The sequence below is a fragment of the Streptomyces marianii genome, from assembly GCF_005795905.1.
GTDB lineage: Bacteria > Actinomycetota > Actinomycetes > Streptomycetales > Streptomycetaceae > Streptomyces > Streptomyces marianii.
In genome coordinates, this window is sequence record NZ_VAWE01000001.1 from 6,579,742 (window position 1) to 6,597,686 (window position 17,945).

The window sequence follows — 17,945 nt, forward strand, 5'->3', positions numbered from 1 at the left end:
GTCGTGCCGGCCGCCGTTCTGCGGGCGGTGTGCCGGGGTGCCGCCGTGCTCAGTCCCGGGGAGCCTCGCGCAGCAGGCAGGTCAGCCGGGCCGTGCAGACCCGCTTGTCCTGCTCGTCGGTGATCACGATCTCGTAGGTGGCGGTGGAGCGGCCCCGGTGCACCGGCGTCGCCACGCCCGTGACCTGCCCGGAGCGCACACCCCGGTGGTGCGTGCAGTTGAGGTCCACACCGACGGCGATCTTCGAGCTGCCGCCGTGCAGCATCGACCCGACCGACCCGAGGGTCTCGGCCAGCACCGCGGACGCCCCACCGTGCAGCAGGCCGTACGGCTGGGTGTTGCCCTCCACCGGCATCGTCCCGACGACGCGCTCCGCGGAGGCTTCGACGATCTGCACACCCATCCGGTTGCCGAGGGACCCCGCCGAGAACAGCGAGGGCAGGTCGACACCGAGCGCGGCGTACTCGTCGATGACCTCCTGCGGGAACTTCACCGTCGTCTGCTCACCCATGGGCCGGCTCCGATCGTCGTGCGTCTGTGGTGTCCTGGGGCTCCGTCGCCTGAGCGAACGCTCAGTCGGTCGGTGATTGTTCCAGACGCACGATCACGGACTTGCTGGCGGGGGTGTTGCTGGTGTCCGCGGTGGCGTCCAGCGGCACCAGGACGTTGGTCTCCGGGTAGTACGCGGCGGCGCAGCCCAGGGCGGTCGGGTAGTGGACCACACGGAAGCCGGGGGCCCGCCGCTCCGCCCCGTCCGTCCACTCGCTGACGAGATCGGCGTACGCGCCGTCCGCGAGTCCCAGCTCCGCCGCGTCCTCCGGGTGGACGAGGACGACACGGCGGCCGTTCCTGACACCGCGGTACCGGTCGTCGAGCCCGTAGATCGTGGTGTTGTACTGGTCGTGGGAGCGCAGGGTCTGCAGCAGCAACCGGCCCTTGGGGACCTCCGGGTACTCCACCGGCGCCGCCGTGAAGTTGGCCCGCCCCGTCGCCGTGGGGAAGCGGCGCTCGTCGCGCGGGGCGTGGGGCAGGGTGAAGCCGCCGGGGCGGGCGATCCTCGCGTTGAAGTCCTCGAAGTCGGGCACCACCCGGGAGATCCGGTCCCGGATCGTGGCGTAGTCCTCCTCGAACTCCTCCCACGGGGTTCTCGACCCCGGGCCGAGTACCGCCCGGGCCAGCCGGGCCACGATCGCCGGCTCGGACAGCAGGTGCTCACTCGCCGGCGGCAGGTTGCCGCGGGACGCGTGCACCATGCCCATGGAGTCCTCGACCGTCACGAACTGGCGGCCGCTCCTCTGCTCGTCCCTGTCGGTCCGTCCGAGCGTGGGCAGGATCAGCGCCCGCGTCCCGGTCACCGCGTGCGAGCGGTTGAGCTTCGTCGACACGTGCACGGTGAGCCGGGCGCGGCGCATCGCCGCCTCGGTGACGTCCGTGTCGGGCGTGGCGGCCACGAAGTTGCCGCCCATGGCGAAGAACACCTTCGCCTCGCCGTCCCGCAGCGCTCTGATGGCCCGGACCGTGTCCAGGCCGTGGTGCCGCGGCGGGGCGAAGCCGAACTCCTTCTCCAGGGCGTCGAGGAAGGCGTCCGAAGGGCGCTCGAAGATGCCCATCGTGCGGTCGCCCTGGACGTTGGAATGCCCGCGCACCGGGCACACGCCCGCGCCGGGACGGCCGACGCAGCCGCGCAGCAGCAGCAGGTTGACGATCTCGCGGATGGTCGCGACGGCGTGCTTGTGCTGGGTCAAGCCCATCGCCCAGCAGACGATCGTCCGCTCCGAGGCGAGGACCATGCTCGCCGCCCGCTCGATGTCCGCGCGGTCGAGGCCGGTCGCGGCCAGCGTCTCGTCCCAGTCGGCGGCGCGCGCCGCGGCGGCGAACTCCTCGTAACCGTGCGTGTGCTCCCGGACGAACGCCTCGTCGACTCCGCCGGGCGCCTGAAGGACCAGCTTGTTCAGGAGCCGGAAGAGGGCCTGGTCGCCGCCGATGCGGATCTGGAGGAAGAGGTCGGTGAGCTGGACGCCCTTGAGCATGCCCCGCGCCGTCTGCGGGTTCCTGAACCGCTCCAGCCCGGCCTCCGGCAGCGGGTTCACCGAGATGATCCTCGCTCCGGACCGCTTGGCCTCCTCCAGCGCGGACAGCATCCGCGGGTGGTTCGTCCCCGGGTTCTGCCCGGCGACGACGATCAGGTCCGCCCGGTGCAGATCCTCCAGGGAGACGCTGCCCTTGCCCACGCCCAGCGTCTCGGTCAGCGCCGAGCCCGAGGACTCGTGGCACATGTTGGAGCAGTCCGGCAGGTTGTTGGTGCCGAACTCGCGGGCGAAGAGCTGCAGCAGGAAGGCGGCCTCGTTGCTGGTGCGGCCCGAGGTGTAGAAGAGGGCCTCGTCGGGGGAGCCGAGCGCACCCAGTTCCTCGGCGACGATGGCGAAGGCCCGCTCCCAGGGCACCGCCTCGTAGCGGTCGGCGCCCTCCGCCAGGTACACGGGCTGGGTGATGCGGCCCTGCTGGCCCAGCCAGTAACCGCTGCGGGAGGCCAGGTCGGACACCGGGTGGGCGGCGAAGAAGTCCGGCGTGACCCGGCGCAGCGTCGCCTCCTCCGCCACCGCCTTCGCGCCGTTCTCGCAGAACTCCGCCACATGGCGGCGCTCGCCCTCGGGCCAGGCGCAGCCGGGGCAGTCGAAGCCGTCCTTCTGGTTCACCCTGAGGAGGGTGCGCGCGGTGCGCGACAGCCCCATCTGCCGCTGCGCGACCCTGAGTGTGTGCCCGATCGCCGGGAGCCCGGCCGCGGCGTGCCGGGGCGCCTCGACCCGGGGTGCGTCCTGCACCGGGTCGTCTTCGGGCGGCTTGGTGGCCATCGTGCTCTCCTTCGAGCGCGGACGGGAGGACGAGCTGAACGCCACTGATCCTGTCACGCGTGCGCGGTGGCCGGACCCCGGCGGCCGTGGGCGGCTTTGTCGGTGGTCCGTGGCAGGATCGTGTCCGTGGCTGAGACAGCATCGAGGAAGACCTCAGAGGAAACCCGTCCCCGCCTGCTCCTCATGGACGGGCACTCGCTGGCATACCGGGCGTTCTTCGCGCTGCCCGCGGAGAACTTCACGACCGCGAGCGGCCAGACGACGAACGCGGTCTACGGCTTCGCGTCGATGCTGGCGAACACGCTCCGCGACGAGGCACCCACGCACTTCGCCGTGGCCTTCGACGTGTCCCGCAAGACCTGGCGCTCCCAGGACTTCCCCGAGTACAAGGCAAACCGCTCCTCGACGCCGGACGAGTTCAAGGGCCAGGTCGAGCTGATCGGCGAGCTGCTCGACACGATGAACGCGGTCCGGTTCGCCGTGGACGGCTTCGAGGCCGACGACATCATCGCGACCCTCGCCACCCGCGCCGAGGCCGCCGGCTTCGAGGTCCTGATCGTCACCGGCGACCGGGACTCCTTCCAGCTCGTCTCCGACCACGTCACCGTGCTGTACCCGACCAAGGGCGTCTCCGAGCTGACCCGCTTCACCCCGGAGAAGGTCCAGGAGAAGTACGGGCTGACCCCCTCCCAGTACCCGGACTTCGCCGCCCTCCGCGGCGACCCGTCCGACAACCTCCCGGGCATCCCCGGCGTCGGCGAGAAGACGGCCACGAAGTGGATCAACCAGTTCGGCTCGTTCGCGGAGCTCGTGGAGCGCGCCGACGAGGTGAAGGGCAAGGTCGGCCAGTCGCTCCGGGACCATCTGGAGGCCGTCAAGCTCAACCGTCACCTGACGGAACTGGTCCGTGACGTGGAGCTGCCGAAGTCCGTCGGCGACCTCGAGCGCGCGCCCTACGACCGGACCGCGCTGAAGGGCTTCCTGGAGGTCCTGGAGATCCGCAACCCGAGCCTGCGCGAGCGGCTGCTCGCCGTCGACCCGGGCGCCGCCGAGGACGAGCCCCCGGCCCCGGCGGCCGGTGTGGAGCTCGACGGCAGCGTGCTCGGCGCGGGCGAACTGGCCCCCTGGCTGGAGCGGCACGGCGCCCAGCCGCTCGGTGTCGCCACGGTCGCCGCCTGGGCGCTGGGCGTGGGCAGCGTCAGCGAGATCGCCCTCGCGGCCGCCGGGGGAGCGGCGGCCTGGTTCGACACGACCCAGCTCGACGAGGCCGACGAGCGTGCCTTCGCCTCCTGGATCTCCGACCCCGATCGCCCCAAGGTCATGCACGGCGCCAAGGAGGCACTTCGGGTCTTCCCCGAGCACGGCTGGGACATCCGGGGCATCACGATGGACACGGCCTTGGCCGCCTACCTGGTGAAGCCCGGGCGCCGGTCCTTCGCGCTGGACGCCCTCTCCGTCGAGTACCTCCACCGCGAGCTGGCACCCGCCGCCGCCGACGGGCAGCTGGCCTTCGGTGCGGAGGACGAGCAGGCCGAGGCCGACGCGCTGATGGCGCAGGCCCGCGCCGTCCTCGACCTGGGCGAGACCTTCGGCGGCAGGCTCGGTGAGGTCGGTGCCGGCGAGCTGCTGCACGACATGGAACTGCCCACGTCACTGCTGCTGGCCAGGATGGAGAGGCACGGCATCTCCGCCGACCGGGCCCATCTCGAGGCCATGGAGCAGCAGTTCGCGGGAGCCGTGCAGCAGGCGGTGAAGGAGGCCCATGCCTCCGTGGGCCACGAGTTCAACCTCGGCTCGCCCAAGCAGCTCCAGGAGGTCTTCTTCGGGGAGCTCAACCTCCCCAAGACCAAGAAGACCAAGACCGGTTACACGACCGACGCCGACGCGCTGGCCTGGCTCGCGAACCAGACCGACCACGAGCTGCCCGTCATCATGCTCCGCCACCGCGAGCAGGCCCGGCTGCGCTCCACCGTCGAGGGCCTGATCAAGACCATCGCCGCGGACGGCCGGATCCACACCACCTTCAGCCAGACCGTCGCCGCGACCGGACGGCTCTCCTCCACCGACCCGAACCTGCAGAACGTGCCGGTGCGCACGGACGAGGGCCGGGCGATCCGCCGCGGCTTCGTCGTCGGCGAGGGCTTCGAGTCCCTGATGACCGCCGACTACAGTCAGATCGAACTGCGCGTCATGGCCCATCTCTCGGAGGACGAGGGCCTGATCGAGGCGTTCACCTCGGGCGAGGACCTGCACACGACCGTGGCCTCCCAGGTCTTCGGCGTCGAAGGGTCCGCGGTCGACGCGGAGATGCGCCGCAAGATCAAGGCGATGTCGTACGGACTGGCCTACGGCCTGTCCGCCTTCGGCCTCAGCCAGCAGCTGAACATCGAGGCGGCCGAGGCGCGGGCCCTGATGGACACCTACTTCGAGCGGTTCGGCGGCGTCCGCGACTATCTGCGCCGTGTCGTGGACGAGGCACGCGCCACGGGCTACACGGCGACGATGTTCGGCCGCCGTCGCTACCTCCCGGACCTCAACAGCGACAACCGCCAGCGCCGTGAGGCGGCCGAGCGCATGGCGCTGAACGCGCCGATCCAGGGCACGGCGGCGGACATCGTCAAGATGGCGATGCTGCGGGTGGACGCGGCGCTGCGGGAGGCGGGTCTCGCCTCGCGGATGCTGCTCCAGGTCCACGACGAAATCGTTCTGGAGATCGCCCCGGGCGAGCGCGAGCGGGTCGAGGAACTCGTCCGCCGCGAGATGTCCGCGGCAGCGGAACTGCGCGCACCCCTCGACGTCTCCGTGGGCGTGGGCCCGGACTGGGAGTCCGCCGCGCACTGACGCCGCCGGGAGCGGGCGTCCCGGGCCGGTACGGGCGTGATGGGGCCCGCCGGACGGTGCACGTCCGTTCGGCGGCCGCCGCGCCCGCGTGCGTCCGTGAGGCGGTTCGCGTCCGCGGGGCGGTCCGACGGTCGTTTGGCGGGACCCGTTCATCCCCGCGCCCGCACGCCCGCGCGGGCGCGACGCCCGCGTTCGTCCGTGAGGGGGTGGGTGCCCGCTGGGTGGTCCGACGGTCGTTCGGTGGGGTCGATGGGCGATGGCGTGAGGGACACGGCGGCCGCCGCGCCCGCGTGCGTCCGTGAGGCGGTTCGCGTCCGCGGGGCGGTCCGACGGTCGCCCGGCGGGATCCGTCATCCCCGCGCCCGCACGCCCGCGCGGGTGCGAGGCCCGCGTTCGTCCGTGAGGGGGTGGGTGCCCGCTGGGTGGTCCGACGGTCGTTCGGTGGGGTCGATGGGCGATGGCGTGAGGGACACGGCGTGTGCCCGGCCCGGATGTCCGCGGCGGTGGGCGCCCGCACGCCCCTGCGGGGTGCGAGGCCCGCGTGCGTCCGTGAGGCGGTTCGCGTCCGCGGGGCGGTCCGACGGTCGTTCGGGGCCGGCGTCCGTTCGGCGACCGCGCGCCGGCCGCTGCCCGTACCGGCCGGCGCGCCCCGTGGCCGGCGTCTCCGCGTTCGGGCCTCCCGGCTCCGACGCGGGATCCCGAAGGGCGGCACCCGTCAGGACACGCCCGCGGGCTCCCGGGAGGGCGCCGCGTCCTGGCTCGCGCCGCGGCGTGACCGCAGCCGGACCGCCGCGCCGTACAGCACGACCCCCGCGGCGAGCCCCGCCCCCGCCCCGAAGCACGCGGTCGGGATGATGTCGAGCGGCGTGTCGACCCGGCCCCAGTACGCGTACCAGCGCACGCAGCGGTGCACGGTTCCCGCGAGGACGCACAGCGTCAGCAGCGCCACGGCGGCCCATCGTCCGCGCCGGCCCAGCGACGGCACGGGTACCGGCCCGGTGCTCCCCGAGGTGCGCTTCCACGCGGACCCCGCGAACCAGCCCATCGCCACCAGCGCCACGATCGAACTCCCGTACTGGATGTACGTGTAGAGGGGGAATCCCGCGACGGATTCGGCCAGCACCGGCAGCGCCCGCGTGCCCCAGCGGTCGAAGTGCGTGAACGCGTCCCAGACGACGTGCGTCGCAGCGCCGATCGCCGCCGAGACCCAGAACCACAGCGCCAGCGACGCCCGCGTCCGGTCTTGCGGGGCGTGGCCGCGCACCACGGCATGGGCGCGTGCCTGCAGGTGCTGCGGTAGCAGGGCCAGCAGCGGTTCACGCACCATCAGCCAAAGACCCACCAGCCCCGCCGCGATGACGACGTCGACCGTGAGCACCCCCAGCGGGCCGTGCGTCACTTCGCCGAACCGCATCGCATCCGGCAGGGCGCTCGCTGCGAAGTAGGTCATGTCGGGCGCGAACGAGCCCGCGACCAGTGCCGACGCGACCAGCGGTCCCCGGGCCGCACCGTTCCGGCGGATGCCGGGCAGGACCGCCGCGGCGTGGCTGAGTGTGAATGGCATGGTGCCGTCCCCCGTGAGACCGTGTCCGAGCGATGCGGCCCAGTATGCGGGAACCCGGCCGGGCGCCGTGCGTGCCGGATGCCCGCATGCCGTCCGTGGACGCGGGGTCAGCACCGGGCGCCGACGGCCGGGGTGACTGTTACGCGGCGCCGGGAGTTGCCGTAATGTCGCACCGGACGTTGCGCGGGGAGCGCGAACGGCCGCTCATGGGGAGGGATCAGGGGTATGGCAGCGCAATTCGGCCGTCGGCTGCGCAAGGGGGCCACCACGACAGCGGTGGCGGCGGTCGCGGTGGCCGCACTCTCCGCGTCGCAGGCGCCGGGTGTCGCGCCCACCGCCACAGGCGGCGACGCGCAGGCCTCCGGGTCCACCCCGTCGTCGGGCTCCTCGGCGACCGGGAACTCCCCCTACTTCACGGACCTGCCACCGCTGAACAGCCCCAACAAGCCGGGCGCGTCGCCCCATCTTCCGGTCGTCGGCCCGGCGGAGGCCGGTATCCCGGCCACGGTGCTGGCCGCGTACAAGCAGGCCGAGCAGGCCGTCGCCGCCAGCGACCCCGGCTGCAGGATCCCCTGGCAGCTGCTGGCCGCGATCGGCAAGGTCGAGTCCGGGCAGGCGCGCGGCGGCCGGGTCGACGCCAACGGCACGACCTTCTCCCCGATACTCGGCCCGGTGCTGAACGGTGTCGGGTTCGCCAACATCTCCGACACCGACAACGGCGCCTACGACGGCGACCGCACCCACGACCGTGCCGTCGGCCCCATGCAGTTCATCCCGTCCACCTGGGCCACCTGGGGCCAGGACGCCAACAGCGACGGCCGCAAGGATCCGAACAACATCTACGACGCGGCCCTCGCCGCCGCGAAGTACCTCTGCGCCGGCGGCCGAGACCTGTCCGTCAAGGAGGACCTCGACAAGGCGATCCTGAGCTACAACCGCTCCCGGGAGTACCTCCGGACGGTTCTGTCCTGGTTCGAGTACTACAAGCGCGGCACGCACGAGGTCCCCGACGGCTCGGGAGTGCTGCCGGTCGGTCGCAGCAAGAGCGGCTCCACCGGGACGGTCGCCACGTCGCCCGCGCCGGGTGCCACCCCCGGAACCTCGCCGTCCCCCTCGAACCCCGGCGGTTCGACCGGGAGCCCCAAGCCGTCCCCGGACCCGTCGAAGCCGGACACCGGCACGCCGTCCCCGGGTCCGTCGACGCCGAGCACCCCGAGCCCGAGCCCGACGCCCACCCCGATTCCGACCCCGATTCCGACGCCTCCGCCCGCCGTGACGGTGTTCGCCATCGAGAACGCGGGCGACGGTCGTCCCACGGCCGTCGCCGGCGAGGACTTCGCCGTCCTGCCCAAGGTCCGGGCGAAGAGCCGCTCGGGCCAGTCGGTCGTCGGAGCCGACCTAGTCTTCGAGATCGTCGGCGCGACCGACGCCCGGTTCTCCGGCAACCGCACCACCGCGGTCGTGCGCACCGGCGAGGGCGGCGTCGCCGTCGCACCCGCGCTGAAAGCCGGTGAGGAGGCCGGCGACTTCACCATCCGCGTCACCGTCGCCGGACGAGCCGTGCCCCGGCTCGACTGCACCGCGACCGTTACCGCCCGCCAGGCCGACGCGCTCGTCCGCACCGGCGACAAGGAGCCGACCGCCGCGCCGTCCTCGGAGTTCGCCGACGCGGTCGAGGTCAAGGCCACGTTCAAGGGCGAGGCGGCCGCGGGTGTGGCGGTCACGGCCACGATGGTCACCTCGGCCGACGACCCGGCCGAGAACACCGGGGGACCGTACTTCAAGGACGCCGAGGAGAAGCCCGTCCGCACCCTCACCGGGCTGAAGACCGGCGCCGACGGTCTGCTGGTGCTGCCGCAGATCTTCTCGGACGAGCAGTCCGGCACGTTCCTGCTGCGTCTGACGACCGAGGGCGGCGCCACGCTGACCGTCGAACTGAAGGTCGCCGCCCCCGAGGCCCCGCCCGTCTGACCTGCCCCGCCCCGGACCACCGCCCCTTTCGCGCGTATCCCGCGCGGAGGGGCGGTGCCGTGTGCGGTGCGACGTGTTCTCATCTCGACGCCCCGTTGCTACGGTGCCACCGCCCGCTGTTCTGACGCATCATCAGATCGCGTACCCGGGAGGCCGACCATGCGCGCCCTCGTCGCCGCCGCCGTCGGGCTGGCCCCGGTGCTGCTCGTCGTGCTGCTCATCGCCGTGCTCGACGTATCGCCCGGGGAGACCTCGCCCAGACCGCTCCTCACCACCGTCCCCGGCCCCAAGAAGTAGCGGGAGGAGCAGCGCCGTGCGCCGCCGAGCCAGTCTCGTGCTCCTGTCCTTCGCCGTCTTCTTCGCGGCGCTGGCGCCGGTGCTGCGCTGGTACGCCTTCCCCCGGCTCGCGAAGATCCCGCCGAGCCAGTACCAGGAGATGGTGCTCGAGGCGAGGCCCGCGACCCTGCTGCAGTACGACACCATGCAGCCGGAGCAGGTGGAGAAGGTCACCATCGTGCAGACCCTCAAGGGCAACGTGGAGGAGTCGGAGCGGATCGAGCGCGACGCGGGCCGGGACGTGGTCGTCTGGGACTCGCTCTCCTACGTCCAGGGGCCGGACGGGAAAGCGGTCTCCCAGATCCCCGAGCGGTACATCTTCGACGCCCACACCCAGGCCCCCGTGCACGCCACGGGGGAGAGCGTCGACGGGGACCCGGTCCGCCGCGAGGGCATCGAGTTCAAGTGGCCCTTCCTCACCGAGAAGCGGGACTACGCGTACTTCGACGCCCAGACCAGGACCTCGGCCCCCATCCACTACCGGGGGACCCGCACCTTCCGCGGCCTGGAGGTCTACTACTTCGAGCAGACGGTCCCGTGGACCAAGGTGCCGTACCCGAAAATGATGCCGATACCCGGAATCGACGCGACGACGCTGGAGAAGCAGACCGGCACCACGCGCTGGTACACCACCAAGCGCATGTTCTGGGTCGAACCCGTCACGGGGGCGCCCGTCAACGGCGAGGAGATCCACACCGAGGAACTGCGCGGGGGATCGCTCCTCGGCGGCCGCGACAAGGTGACCGCCTTCTCCGGCCACGTCAAGATGCGCGAGGACTACGTGGACCACACCGTCGCCCTGGTGTCGTCCAACCGCGGCCTCGTGCTCCTCCTGGTCTCCCGCCTGCCGTGGACGTTCCTGACCCTCGGCACAGGCCTCCTCGCGCTCTCCCTCCTGCTTGAAGCGCGTTCGCGCCGGCCGGACGGCGGCTCCGCGTCCGCACCCGGGCCCGAACCGGCCCGGGCGTGACAGGCCCGGGCCCCACCCCGTGGCCGCGTCCGCCGGTCAGCGTCGGCGCTTCACACCGCGCGTGGGCTCCGCCGTCCCCGGATCCTCCGGCCAGGGATGCTTCGGATAGCGCCCGCGCAGCTCCGCGCGCACCGCCCGGTACCCGTCGCGCCAGAACGACGCCAGGTCCGCGGTCACCGCCGCGGGGCGGCCCGCCGGGGAGAGGAGATGGACGAGTACGGGCACCCCGGCGAGGCGAGGCGTCTCCTGGAGCCCGAACAGCTCCTGGAGCTTCACGGCCAGCACGGGCTGCTCGCCCGAGTAGTCCACCCGGATCCGCGAGCCGCTCGGCACCTCGATCCGCTCCGGGGCCAGTTCGTCGAGGCGTGCGGCCTCGCCCGCCGCCCACGGGAGCAGCCGCCGCAGGCACTCCCCGGCGTCGATCCTCGCCAGATCGGCCCGGCGCCGGGCCCGGGACAGCTCCGGTTCCAGCCACTCGCCGGCGCGATCCAGCAGGGACGTGTCCGACACGTCGGGCCAGGGCGTACCCAGCACCCGGTGGAGGAAACCGAGCCGCTGCCGCAGCGCCGCGGCGTCCCGCGACCAGGAAAGCAGCCCCGGACCCTCGCGCCGGAGCCCCTCCAGAAGCGCGTCCCGCACCAGACCGGGCCCCGGCTCCGGAAGCGGGCGCACCGACAGTTCCACCGCGCCCAGCCGGTCCACCCGCCGGGCCACGACGTCGCCGTCCTCCCAGCGCACCTCCTCGCCCAGGGCGGCCAGATGCCCGGCGGCGGTGCGCGCGGTCGCCTCGTCCACGACGGCGGCGAGCCGCACCCGTGCGGACGCCGCCTGCGCCTGCCGGTCGGCCACCGCCACCGCCAGCCAGGGAGCACTCCGCAGCGGTGACCCCTCGCCGAGCTCCGCGCCGGTGCCGGAGACCATCAGGTACGACGTGCCGCCGCGCGCCCGCGCCAGCCGCTCGGGGAACGCCAGCGCGGTCACGAACCCCGCGACCGCGTCGTCGGAGGCGGCCGCCGGACGGCCCGGGGCGCTCCCGGTGCCGCCGAGCGAGCGGGCCAGCCGGTCCGCCTCCGCACGCCAGCGCGCACCGTACGCGTCACCGCCCCGCCTGGCCGTGCGCCAGGCGGCCGCCAGGTCGTCCCCGTACTCACGCGGGGGCTCCTCGCTCAGCAGCGCGACGACCTCCGCGGCACGGCGGGAACCCACCTCGGGCGCGCCGTCGACCAGGGCCCGCGCGAGACGCGGGTGGAGGCCGAGACGTGCCATGCGCCGTCCCCGGTCCGTCGCCCGGCCCGACGGGCCGACCGCACCCACGGCGCCGAGGACCGAGCGGGCCGCGGCCATCGCACCCGCGGGCGGCGGATCCAGCAGGGCGAGCCCGGAGGCGTCCGGATCACCCCAGCACGCCGCCTGCAGGGCGAACGCCGTCAGGTCCGCCACCTTGATCTCCGGCGCGGGGAAGCGGGGCAGCCCGGCGTCCTCCGCCTCGGCCCAGCAGCGGTAGACCGTGCCGGGCGCCTCCCGCCCCGCCCGGCCCGCCCGTTGCCGGGCCGCAGCCCGGGAGGCACGTACGGTCGTCAGCGAGCCGAGGCCGCGCGCGTGGTCGGTGCGCGGCTCCCGCGCCAGTCCCGAGTCCACGACGACCCGCACGCCCGGGACGGTCAGCGACGACTCGGCGACCGACGTCGCCAGCACGACCCTGCGGCGCCGCCCGGGGGAGAGCACCGCGTCCTGCACGGCCGCCGGCGCCCGCCCGTGCACCTGCAGCACCTCGGCCCCCGCGCCGTCTCCGAGCAGCCCGGCGACCCGCGCGATCTCCCCCACCCCCGGCAGGAAGCAGAGCACGTCCCCGCCCCGCTCGGCGAGGGCCCTGCGGACCACCGACGCCACGTGCGCGAGCAGTGCCGGATCGACCCGCATGCCGTGCGGCGGACGCACCGGCCGCCCCGGCGGCGCCCACACCACGTCGACGGGATGGGCGACGCCCTCGGCCTCGACCACCGGCGCGCCGCCGAGGAGCCGGGCCCAGCCCTCCGCGTCCGTCGTGGCCGACGCAGCCAGCAGCCGCAGTTCCGGCCGCAGCGTCTCGCGTACGTCCAGCAGGAACGCGGCCACCGTGTCCGCGTCCAGATGCCGCTCGTGGCACTCGTCGAGGACGACGGTGCCGACCCCGGCGAGCTCCTGGTCGCGCTGGAGCCGCTGGAGCAGCACACCCGTGGTGACGACCTCGATCGCGGTGTCCGGCCCCACGACCCGCTCCCCGCGCACCGTGAAGCCGACCCGGCCGCCCACCCTCTCGCCCAGCAGCCACGCCATCCGCCGGGCGGCCGCGCGTGCCGCGATCCGCCGCGGCTCGGCGACCACGACCCGGCCGCGGGTGCCCGTGCCGCCGCTCTCCAGGAGCCCGGCGAGCGCGATCGGCACCAGCGTCGTCTTGCCCGTGCCGGGCGGGGCGCACAGCACCGCGGCGCCGTGCGCGTCGAGGGCGCGCTCCAGCACGGGCAGGGCGCCGCGCACGGGAAGCCCGGCCAGGGCGTCCTCGCGGATCACGTCACCCGTCCTCCGCCCGGGGACCCGTCCCGCTCCGCTCGCAGACGAAGACCGCCGTCCCCGGGATCAGGTTCCCGCGCAACGGGGACCAGCCGGCCCACTCCTGGCCGTTCCACGCGGGCCACTCCGGCTCGACCAGGTCGACCAGCCGGAAGCCGCCCGCCACCACGTCGCGGACCCGGTCCCCGATCGTCCGGTGGTGCTCCACGTAGACGGCCCTTCCCTCCTCGTCCTGCTCCACGTACGGGGTGCGGTCGAAGTACGAGGCGGCGACGCTCAGCCCCTCGGGGCCGGGCTCGTCGGGGAACGCCCAGCGGATCGGGTGCGTGACCGAGAAGACCCACCGCCCGCCCGGCCGCAGCACCCGGCGCACCTCCCGGAACACGCCCACCGGGTCGGCCACGAACGGCACGGCCCCGTACGCGGAGCACGCCAGGTCGAAGGAGCCGTCGGCGAAGGGCAGCGCGCCTGCGTCCGCCTCGACGAGCGGGAAGCCGGTGCCGAGCCGGAGGGCGTGCTGGAGCTGGCGGTGCGAGAGGTCCAGTGCCACCGGCCGCGCACCCTGGGCCAGCAGCCAGCGGGAGCACTGCGCCGCGCCGGCGCCGATCTCCAGCACGTCGGCGCCCCGCAGGGCCTCCGCCGGGCCGAGCAGCCGGGCCTGCTCCTCGTCCAGCCCCTCGGGCCCCCAGACGAAGCGGTCGTCCCCGAGGAAGGAGCCGTGTTCGGACTGGTACTCGTCGGCGTTGCGGTCCCACCAGCCGCGGTTCGCCCGGCTGCTCTCCGCGCCGCAGGCGTCACGCCTGGTCGCCTCCGGTTCGTACTCTTGGATCATCTCGCCCGTCGTTGTACGTTGCTGGTACCTCGCCCGGAAGGGCCGGGACGGGCCTGCGGCCGTGTCGCGGGGGAGCGAGGCGCGGCCATCATGGCCTCGGCAAACCTTAGTTGTGCCGGGTATGCGGTGTTCCGCCCCGGGTGGGGGCCTTCGCGCATTGACCGTGCCCTGCCGCCCCCGTATGCTAAAGGTTGCGCTGCGGGCTTGCGCGCCTCAGACGGAGCAGGCCGCGCTTGCATCTGTTGTATGTCCCCTCGGTTCTCGAGGCGCCATTCCCCTCGGGTTGGCGCTTCCTTGGCTGTCCGGCTTCTTCAGCTGCGATACGGGCTCACGGCGTAGCAGTACCTACGACTTCAATGTCCGTACCGGAGCCCTTTCCCACATGACGAGCAGCACCGAGACCACCGCCACCACCCCGCAGGTTGCGGTCAACGACATCGGTAACGAGGAAGCCTTCCTCGCCGCGATCGACGAGACGATCAAGTACTTCAACGACGGCGACATCGTCGACGGCGTCATCGTGAAGGTCGACCGGGACGAGGTCCTGCTCGACATCGGTTACAAGACCGAAGGTGTCATCCCGAGCCGCGAGCTCTCGATCAAGCACGACGTCGACCCGAACGAGGTCGTCGCCGTCGGTGACGAGATCGAGGCCCTGGTCCTCCAGAAGGAGGACAAGGAAGGCCGCCTGATCCTCTCGAAGAAGCGCGCCCAGTACGAGCGTGCCTGGGGCACCATCGAGAAGATCAAGGAAGAGGACGGCATCGTCACCGGTACCGTCATCGAGGTCGTCAAGGGTGGTCTCATCCTCGACATCGGCCTCCGTGGCTTCCTCCCGGCCTCCCTGGTCGAGATGCGCCGCGTCCGCGACCTCCAGCCGTACGTCGGCAAGGAGCTCGAGGCCAAGATCATCGAGCTGGACAAGAACCGCAACAACGTGGTCCTGTCCCGCCGTGCCTGGCTGGAGCAGACCCAGTCCGAGGTCCGCCAGACGTTCCTCACCACCCTGCAGAAGGGCCAGGTCCGCTCCGGCGTCGTCTCCTCGATCGTCAACTTCGGTGCCTTCGTGGACCTGGGCGGCGTCGACGGTCTGGTGCACGTCTCCGAGCTGTCCTGGAAGCACATCGACCACCCGTCCGAGGTCGTCGAGGTCGGCCAGGAGGTCACCGTCGAGGTTCTCGACGTCGACATGGACCGCGAGCGTGTCTCCCTGTCGCTGAAGGCGACGCAGGAGGACCCGTGGCAGCAGTTCGCCCGCACCCACCAGATCGGCCAGGTCGTCCCGGGCAAGGTCACGAAGCTGGTGCCGTTCGGTGCGTTCGTCCGCGTGGACGAGGGCATCGAGGGCCTGGTCCACATCTCCGAGCTGGCCGAGCGCCACGTGGAGATTCCGGAGCAGGTCGTCCAGGTCAACGACGAGATCTTCGTCAAGGTCATCGACATCGACCTCGAGCGTCGCCGGATCTCGCTGTCCCTGAAGCAGGCCAACGAGTCCTTCGGTGCCGACCCGGCGTCGGTCGAGTTCGACCCGACCCTGTACGGCATGGCCGCGTCCTACGACGACCAGGGCAACTACATCTACCCCGAGGGCTTCGACCCCGAGACCAACGACTGGCTCGAGGGCTACGAGAAGCAGCGCGAGGAGTGGGAGCACCAGTACGCCGAGGCGCAGCAGCGCTTCGAGCAGCACCAGGCGCAGGTCATCAAGTCCCGCGAGGCCGACGAGGCCGCCGCTGCCGAGGGCGGCCAGGCCGCTCCGGCCGCCGCGCCGCAGGGCGGTTCGTACTCCTCGGAGTCGGACGACAACTCCGGCGCCCTGGCGTCGGACGAGGCCCTCGCCGCGCTCCGCGAGAAGCTGGCCGGCGGCCAGAGCTGAGAAGCTCCCTGTCAGCCACCAGGCGACCGGCACGGAGGCCCGCCCCTTTTCGGGGGGCGGGCCTCCGTCGTTGCCCCGAACGCGCCGCGGCCCGCCCCTCCTGGAACTCCGAAGCGGACCGACACCGGGCGGGAATGATCGCGCCGACCGCGAGGTTGACACCGGAGACACGGAGAAGGGGCGGTAACGGTGCGAGATCCGCAGAGTCTGTACGAGTGGGAGCCGAAGGGCCTGGCGGTCGTCGACGTGGCACTGGCGCAGGAGTCGGCCGGACTCGTCATGCTGTACCACTTCGACGGGTACATCGACGCGGGCGAGACGGGCGAGCAGATCGTCGACACCCTGCTCGGGTCACTGCCCCACCAGGTGGTGGCCCGCTTCGACCACGACCGGCTCGTCGACTACCGCGCCCGCCGTCCGTTGCTGACCTTCCGCCGCGACCGCTGGACCGGTTTCGAGACCCCGTCCTTGGAGGTCCGCCTGGTCCAGGACGCCACCGGCGCCCCGTTCCTGCTGCTGTCCGGTCCCGAGCCGGACGTCGAGTGGGAACGGTTCGCCGCGGCCGTGCGGCAGATCGTCGAGCGGCTCGGCGTACGTCTCTCCGTCAACTTCCACGGCATCCCCATGGGCGTACCCCACACCCGTCCCGTCGGCATCACCCCGCACGGCAACCGCACGGACCTCATGCCCGGTCACCGCAGCCCCTTCGACGAGGCCCAGGTGCCCGGAAGCGCGGAGTCCCTCGTCGAGTACCGGCTGGCGCAGTGGGGCCACGACGTCCTCGGCGTCGCCGCCCACGTTCCGCACTATGTGGCCCGCTCCGCGTACCCGGACGCCGCGCTGACCGCCCTCGAGGCGATCACCGCCGCGACCGGTCTGGTCCTCCCCGCCGCCGCGCACACCCTGCGCACCCAGGCCCAGCGCATCCAGACCGAGATCGAACGCCAGATCGGCGAGGGTGACGAGGAGTTGACGTCCCTGGTGCGGGGGCTCGAGCACCAGTACGACGCGATCGCCGGCGCCGACACGCGTGGCAGCCTGGTCGCCGAGCCGGTGGAGTTGCCGTCCGCGGACGAGATCGGCAGGCAGTTCGAACGGTTCCTCGCCGAACGCGAAGGCGACTCCTAGTGCCGCGTCGGGCGGGGTTCGCCCGTGGCGACGGGGCAGAGCTCGGCTGACGGCACCGGGCCCCGGCCGATCGTCCCGCCCGGTACCCGCGTACGGGCTCTCCCGCAGCCCCTGGCGGACCGGCGCGCCGCGTCGGACGCGGTGCATCGCAAGGCCGAGAGCCGCCCTCATACCGGGTGTACTCGGGTGATTCGACAACACGTCGAGGCGCCGTGGCTGCCGTCGTCCGCCTGCCGGGGATCGCGGGACAGCCCTTAAGCTTCGGCCCATGCTGAAGGTGGGTCTGACCGGCGGAATCGGCGCCGGCAAAAGCGAAGTGTCCCGGCTCCTCGCGTCGTACGGCGCGGTACTGATCGACGCGGACGAGATCGCCCGGGAGGTCGTCGAACCCGGCACGCCCGGACTGGCGGCCGTCGTCGGGGCGTTCGGCCCCGGCGTCCTCACACCCGAGGGCACCCTCGACCGGCCACGGCTCGGCGCGATCGTCTTCGCGGACGCCGAACGGCTCGCTCGGCTCAACGCCATCGTGCACCCGCTCGTCGGGGCGCGGTCGGCCGAGCTGGAGGCCGCGGCCGGCCCCGACGCGGTCGTCGTCCACGACGTCCCGCTGCTCACGGAGAACGGCCTCGCCCCCCTGTACGACCTGGTCGTCGTCGTGGACGCCGCCCCCGAGACCCAGCTGGACCGGCTCGTACGGCAGCGCGGTATGACCGAGTCGGACGCGCGCGCCCGGATGGCCGCGCAGGCGACGCGCGAGCAGCGCAGGGCCGTCGCCGATGTGGTCATCGACAACGACGGGCCGCTGGAGGCGCTGGAGCCCCAGGTCCGCCGGGTGTGGGCGGAGCTGAGCGAGCGGGCGCGGCGCTAGGGCGTGTGTCAAGAGTCCCGTCTGGGCGGGGCCTCTGGCACGCACCCTCGCGGCGTTGTCGGTCGTCGGCGCAGCCCGCTGCGCTCTCCTCCCTCCGCCTTGCGATCTTCCCCTCGGCCCGGTGGGCCTGGGGAGGCCCCACCCCCTCGGCCCGGAG

General features: G+C 72.9%; 12 protein-coding genes. 7 read left to right on the forward strand and 5 right to left on the reverse strand.

The window, feature by feature from the left end; all coding sequences use genetic code 11:
- Positions 1-49: 49 nt before the first annotated feature.
- Together FEF34_RS29820 and FEF34_RS29825 are read right to left on the reverse strand one after the other, a co-directional pair.
- A complete protein-coding gene (locus FEF34_RS29820; RefSeq protein ID WP_138055922.1) occupies positions 50-511 on the reverse strand; it encodes a PaaI family thioesterase in 462 nt (153 codons plus the stop codon).
- 61 nt (positions 512-572) lie between these two features.
- Complete coding sequence (locus tag FEF34_RS29825) at positions 573-2,852, reverse strand: FdhF/YdeP family oxidoreductase (protein WP_138055923.1); 2,280 nt, start codon at positions 2,850-2,852, stop codon at positions 573-575.
- 183 nt (positions 2,853-3,035) lie between these two features.
- On the opposite strand from FEF34_RS29825, the gene polA reads away from it, so the two are divergent.
- Positions 3,036-5,693, forward strand: coding sequence for a DNA polymerase I (gene polA, locus FEF34_RS29830; protein ID WP_138057806.1), 2,658 nt, complete (start codon positions 3,036-3,038; stop codon positions 5,691-5,693).
- A 715-nt stretch (positions 5,694-6,408) separates the two neighbouring features.
- Here polA and FEF34_RS29835 read toward each other — a convergent pair.
- Positions 6,409-7,257, reverse strand: coding sequence for a DUF4184 family protein (locus FEF34_RS29835; protein ID WP_138055924.1), 849 nt, complete (start codon positions 7,255-7,257; stop codon positions 6,409-6,411).
- 225 nt (positions 7,258-7,482) lie between these two features.
- Between FEF34_RS29835 and FEF34_RS29840 the strand changes: the two genes are divergently transcribed.
- The 3 genes from FEF34_RS29840 to FEF34_RS29850 all read left to right on the forward strand — a co-directional run bounded on the left by FEF34_RS29840 (position 7,483) and on the right by FEF34_RS29850 (position 10,534).
- The gene (locus FEF34_RS29840) at positions 7,483-9,228 is read left to right on the forward strand and encodes a lytic transglycosylase domain-containing protein (RefSeq protein ID WP_138055925.1); all 1,746 of its coding nucleotides are present in this window, start codon (positions 7,483-7,485) and stop codon (positions 9,226-9,228) included.
- A 159-nt stretch (positions 9,229-9,387) separates the two neighbouring features.
- Positions 9,388-9,525, forward strand: coding sequence for an SPW_0924 family protein (locus tag FEF34_RS29845; RefSeq protein WP_138055926.1), 138 nt, complete (start codon positions 9,388-9,390; stop codon positions 9,523-9,525).
- 16 nt (positions 9,526-9,541) lie between these two features.
- Positions 9,542-10,534, forward strand: a complete 993-nt coding sequence (locus tag FEF34_RS29850; protein ID WP_138055927.1) for a DUF3068 domain-containing protein — start codon at positions 9,542-9,544, stop codon at positions 10,532-10,534.
- Between the two features lie 36 nt (positions 10,535-10,570).
- Here the strand turns inward: FEF34_RS29850 and hrpB are convergent, their stop codons facing one another.
- Positions 10,571-13,084 carry an ATP-dependent helicase HrpB gene (gene hrpB / locus FEF34_RS29855; protein WP_138055928.1) on the reverse strand — a complete coding sequence of 838 codons (2,514 nt, stop codon included), beginning with the start codon at positions 13,082-13,084 and terminating at the stop codon, positions 10,571-10,573.
- Position 13,085: 1 nt separating this feature from the next.
- A complete protein-coding gene (locus FEF34_RS29860) occupies positions 13,086-13,916 on the reverse strand; it encodes a class I SAM-dependent methyltransferase (RefSeq protein WP_138055929.1) in 831 nt (276 codons plus the stop codon).
- Between the two features lie 382 nt (positions 13,917-14,298).
- On the opposite strand from FEF34_RS29860, the gene rpsA reads away from it, so the two are divergent.
- From rpsA to coaE, 3 genes are all read left to right on the forward strand, one after another.
- On the forward strand, positions 14,299-15,792 hold the full coding sequence (gene rpsA, locus FEF34_RS29865) for a 30S ribosomal protein S1 (RefSeq protein WP_123187371.1): 1,494 nt from the start codon (positions 14,299-14,301) through the stop codon (positions 15,790-15,792).
- A 189-nt stretch (positions 15,793-15,981) separates the two neighbouring features.
- Positions 15,982-16,920 (forward strand): PAC2 family protein, encoded by a 939-nt coding sequence (locus tag FEF34_RS29870; RefSeq protein WP_138055930.1) that lies wholly within the window; start codon positions 15,982-15,984, stop codon positions 16,918-16,920.
- Positions 16,921-17,188: 268 nt separating this feature from the next.
- A complete protein-coding gene (gene coaE, locus FEF34_RS29875) occupies positions 17,189-17,788 on the forward strand; it encodes a dephospho-CoA kinase (RefSeq protein ID WP_138055931.1) in 600 nt (199 codons plus the stop codon).
- The last annotated feature ends 157 nt before the right edge of the window (positions 17,789-17,945 follow it).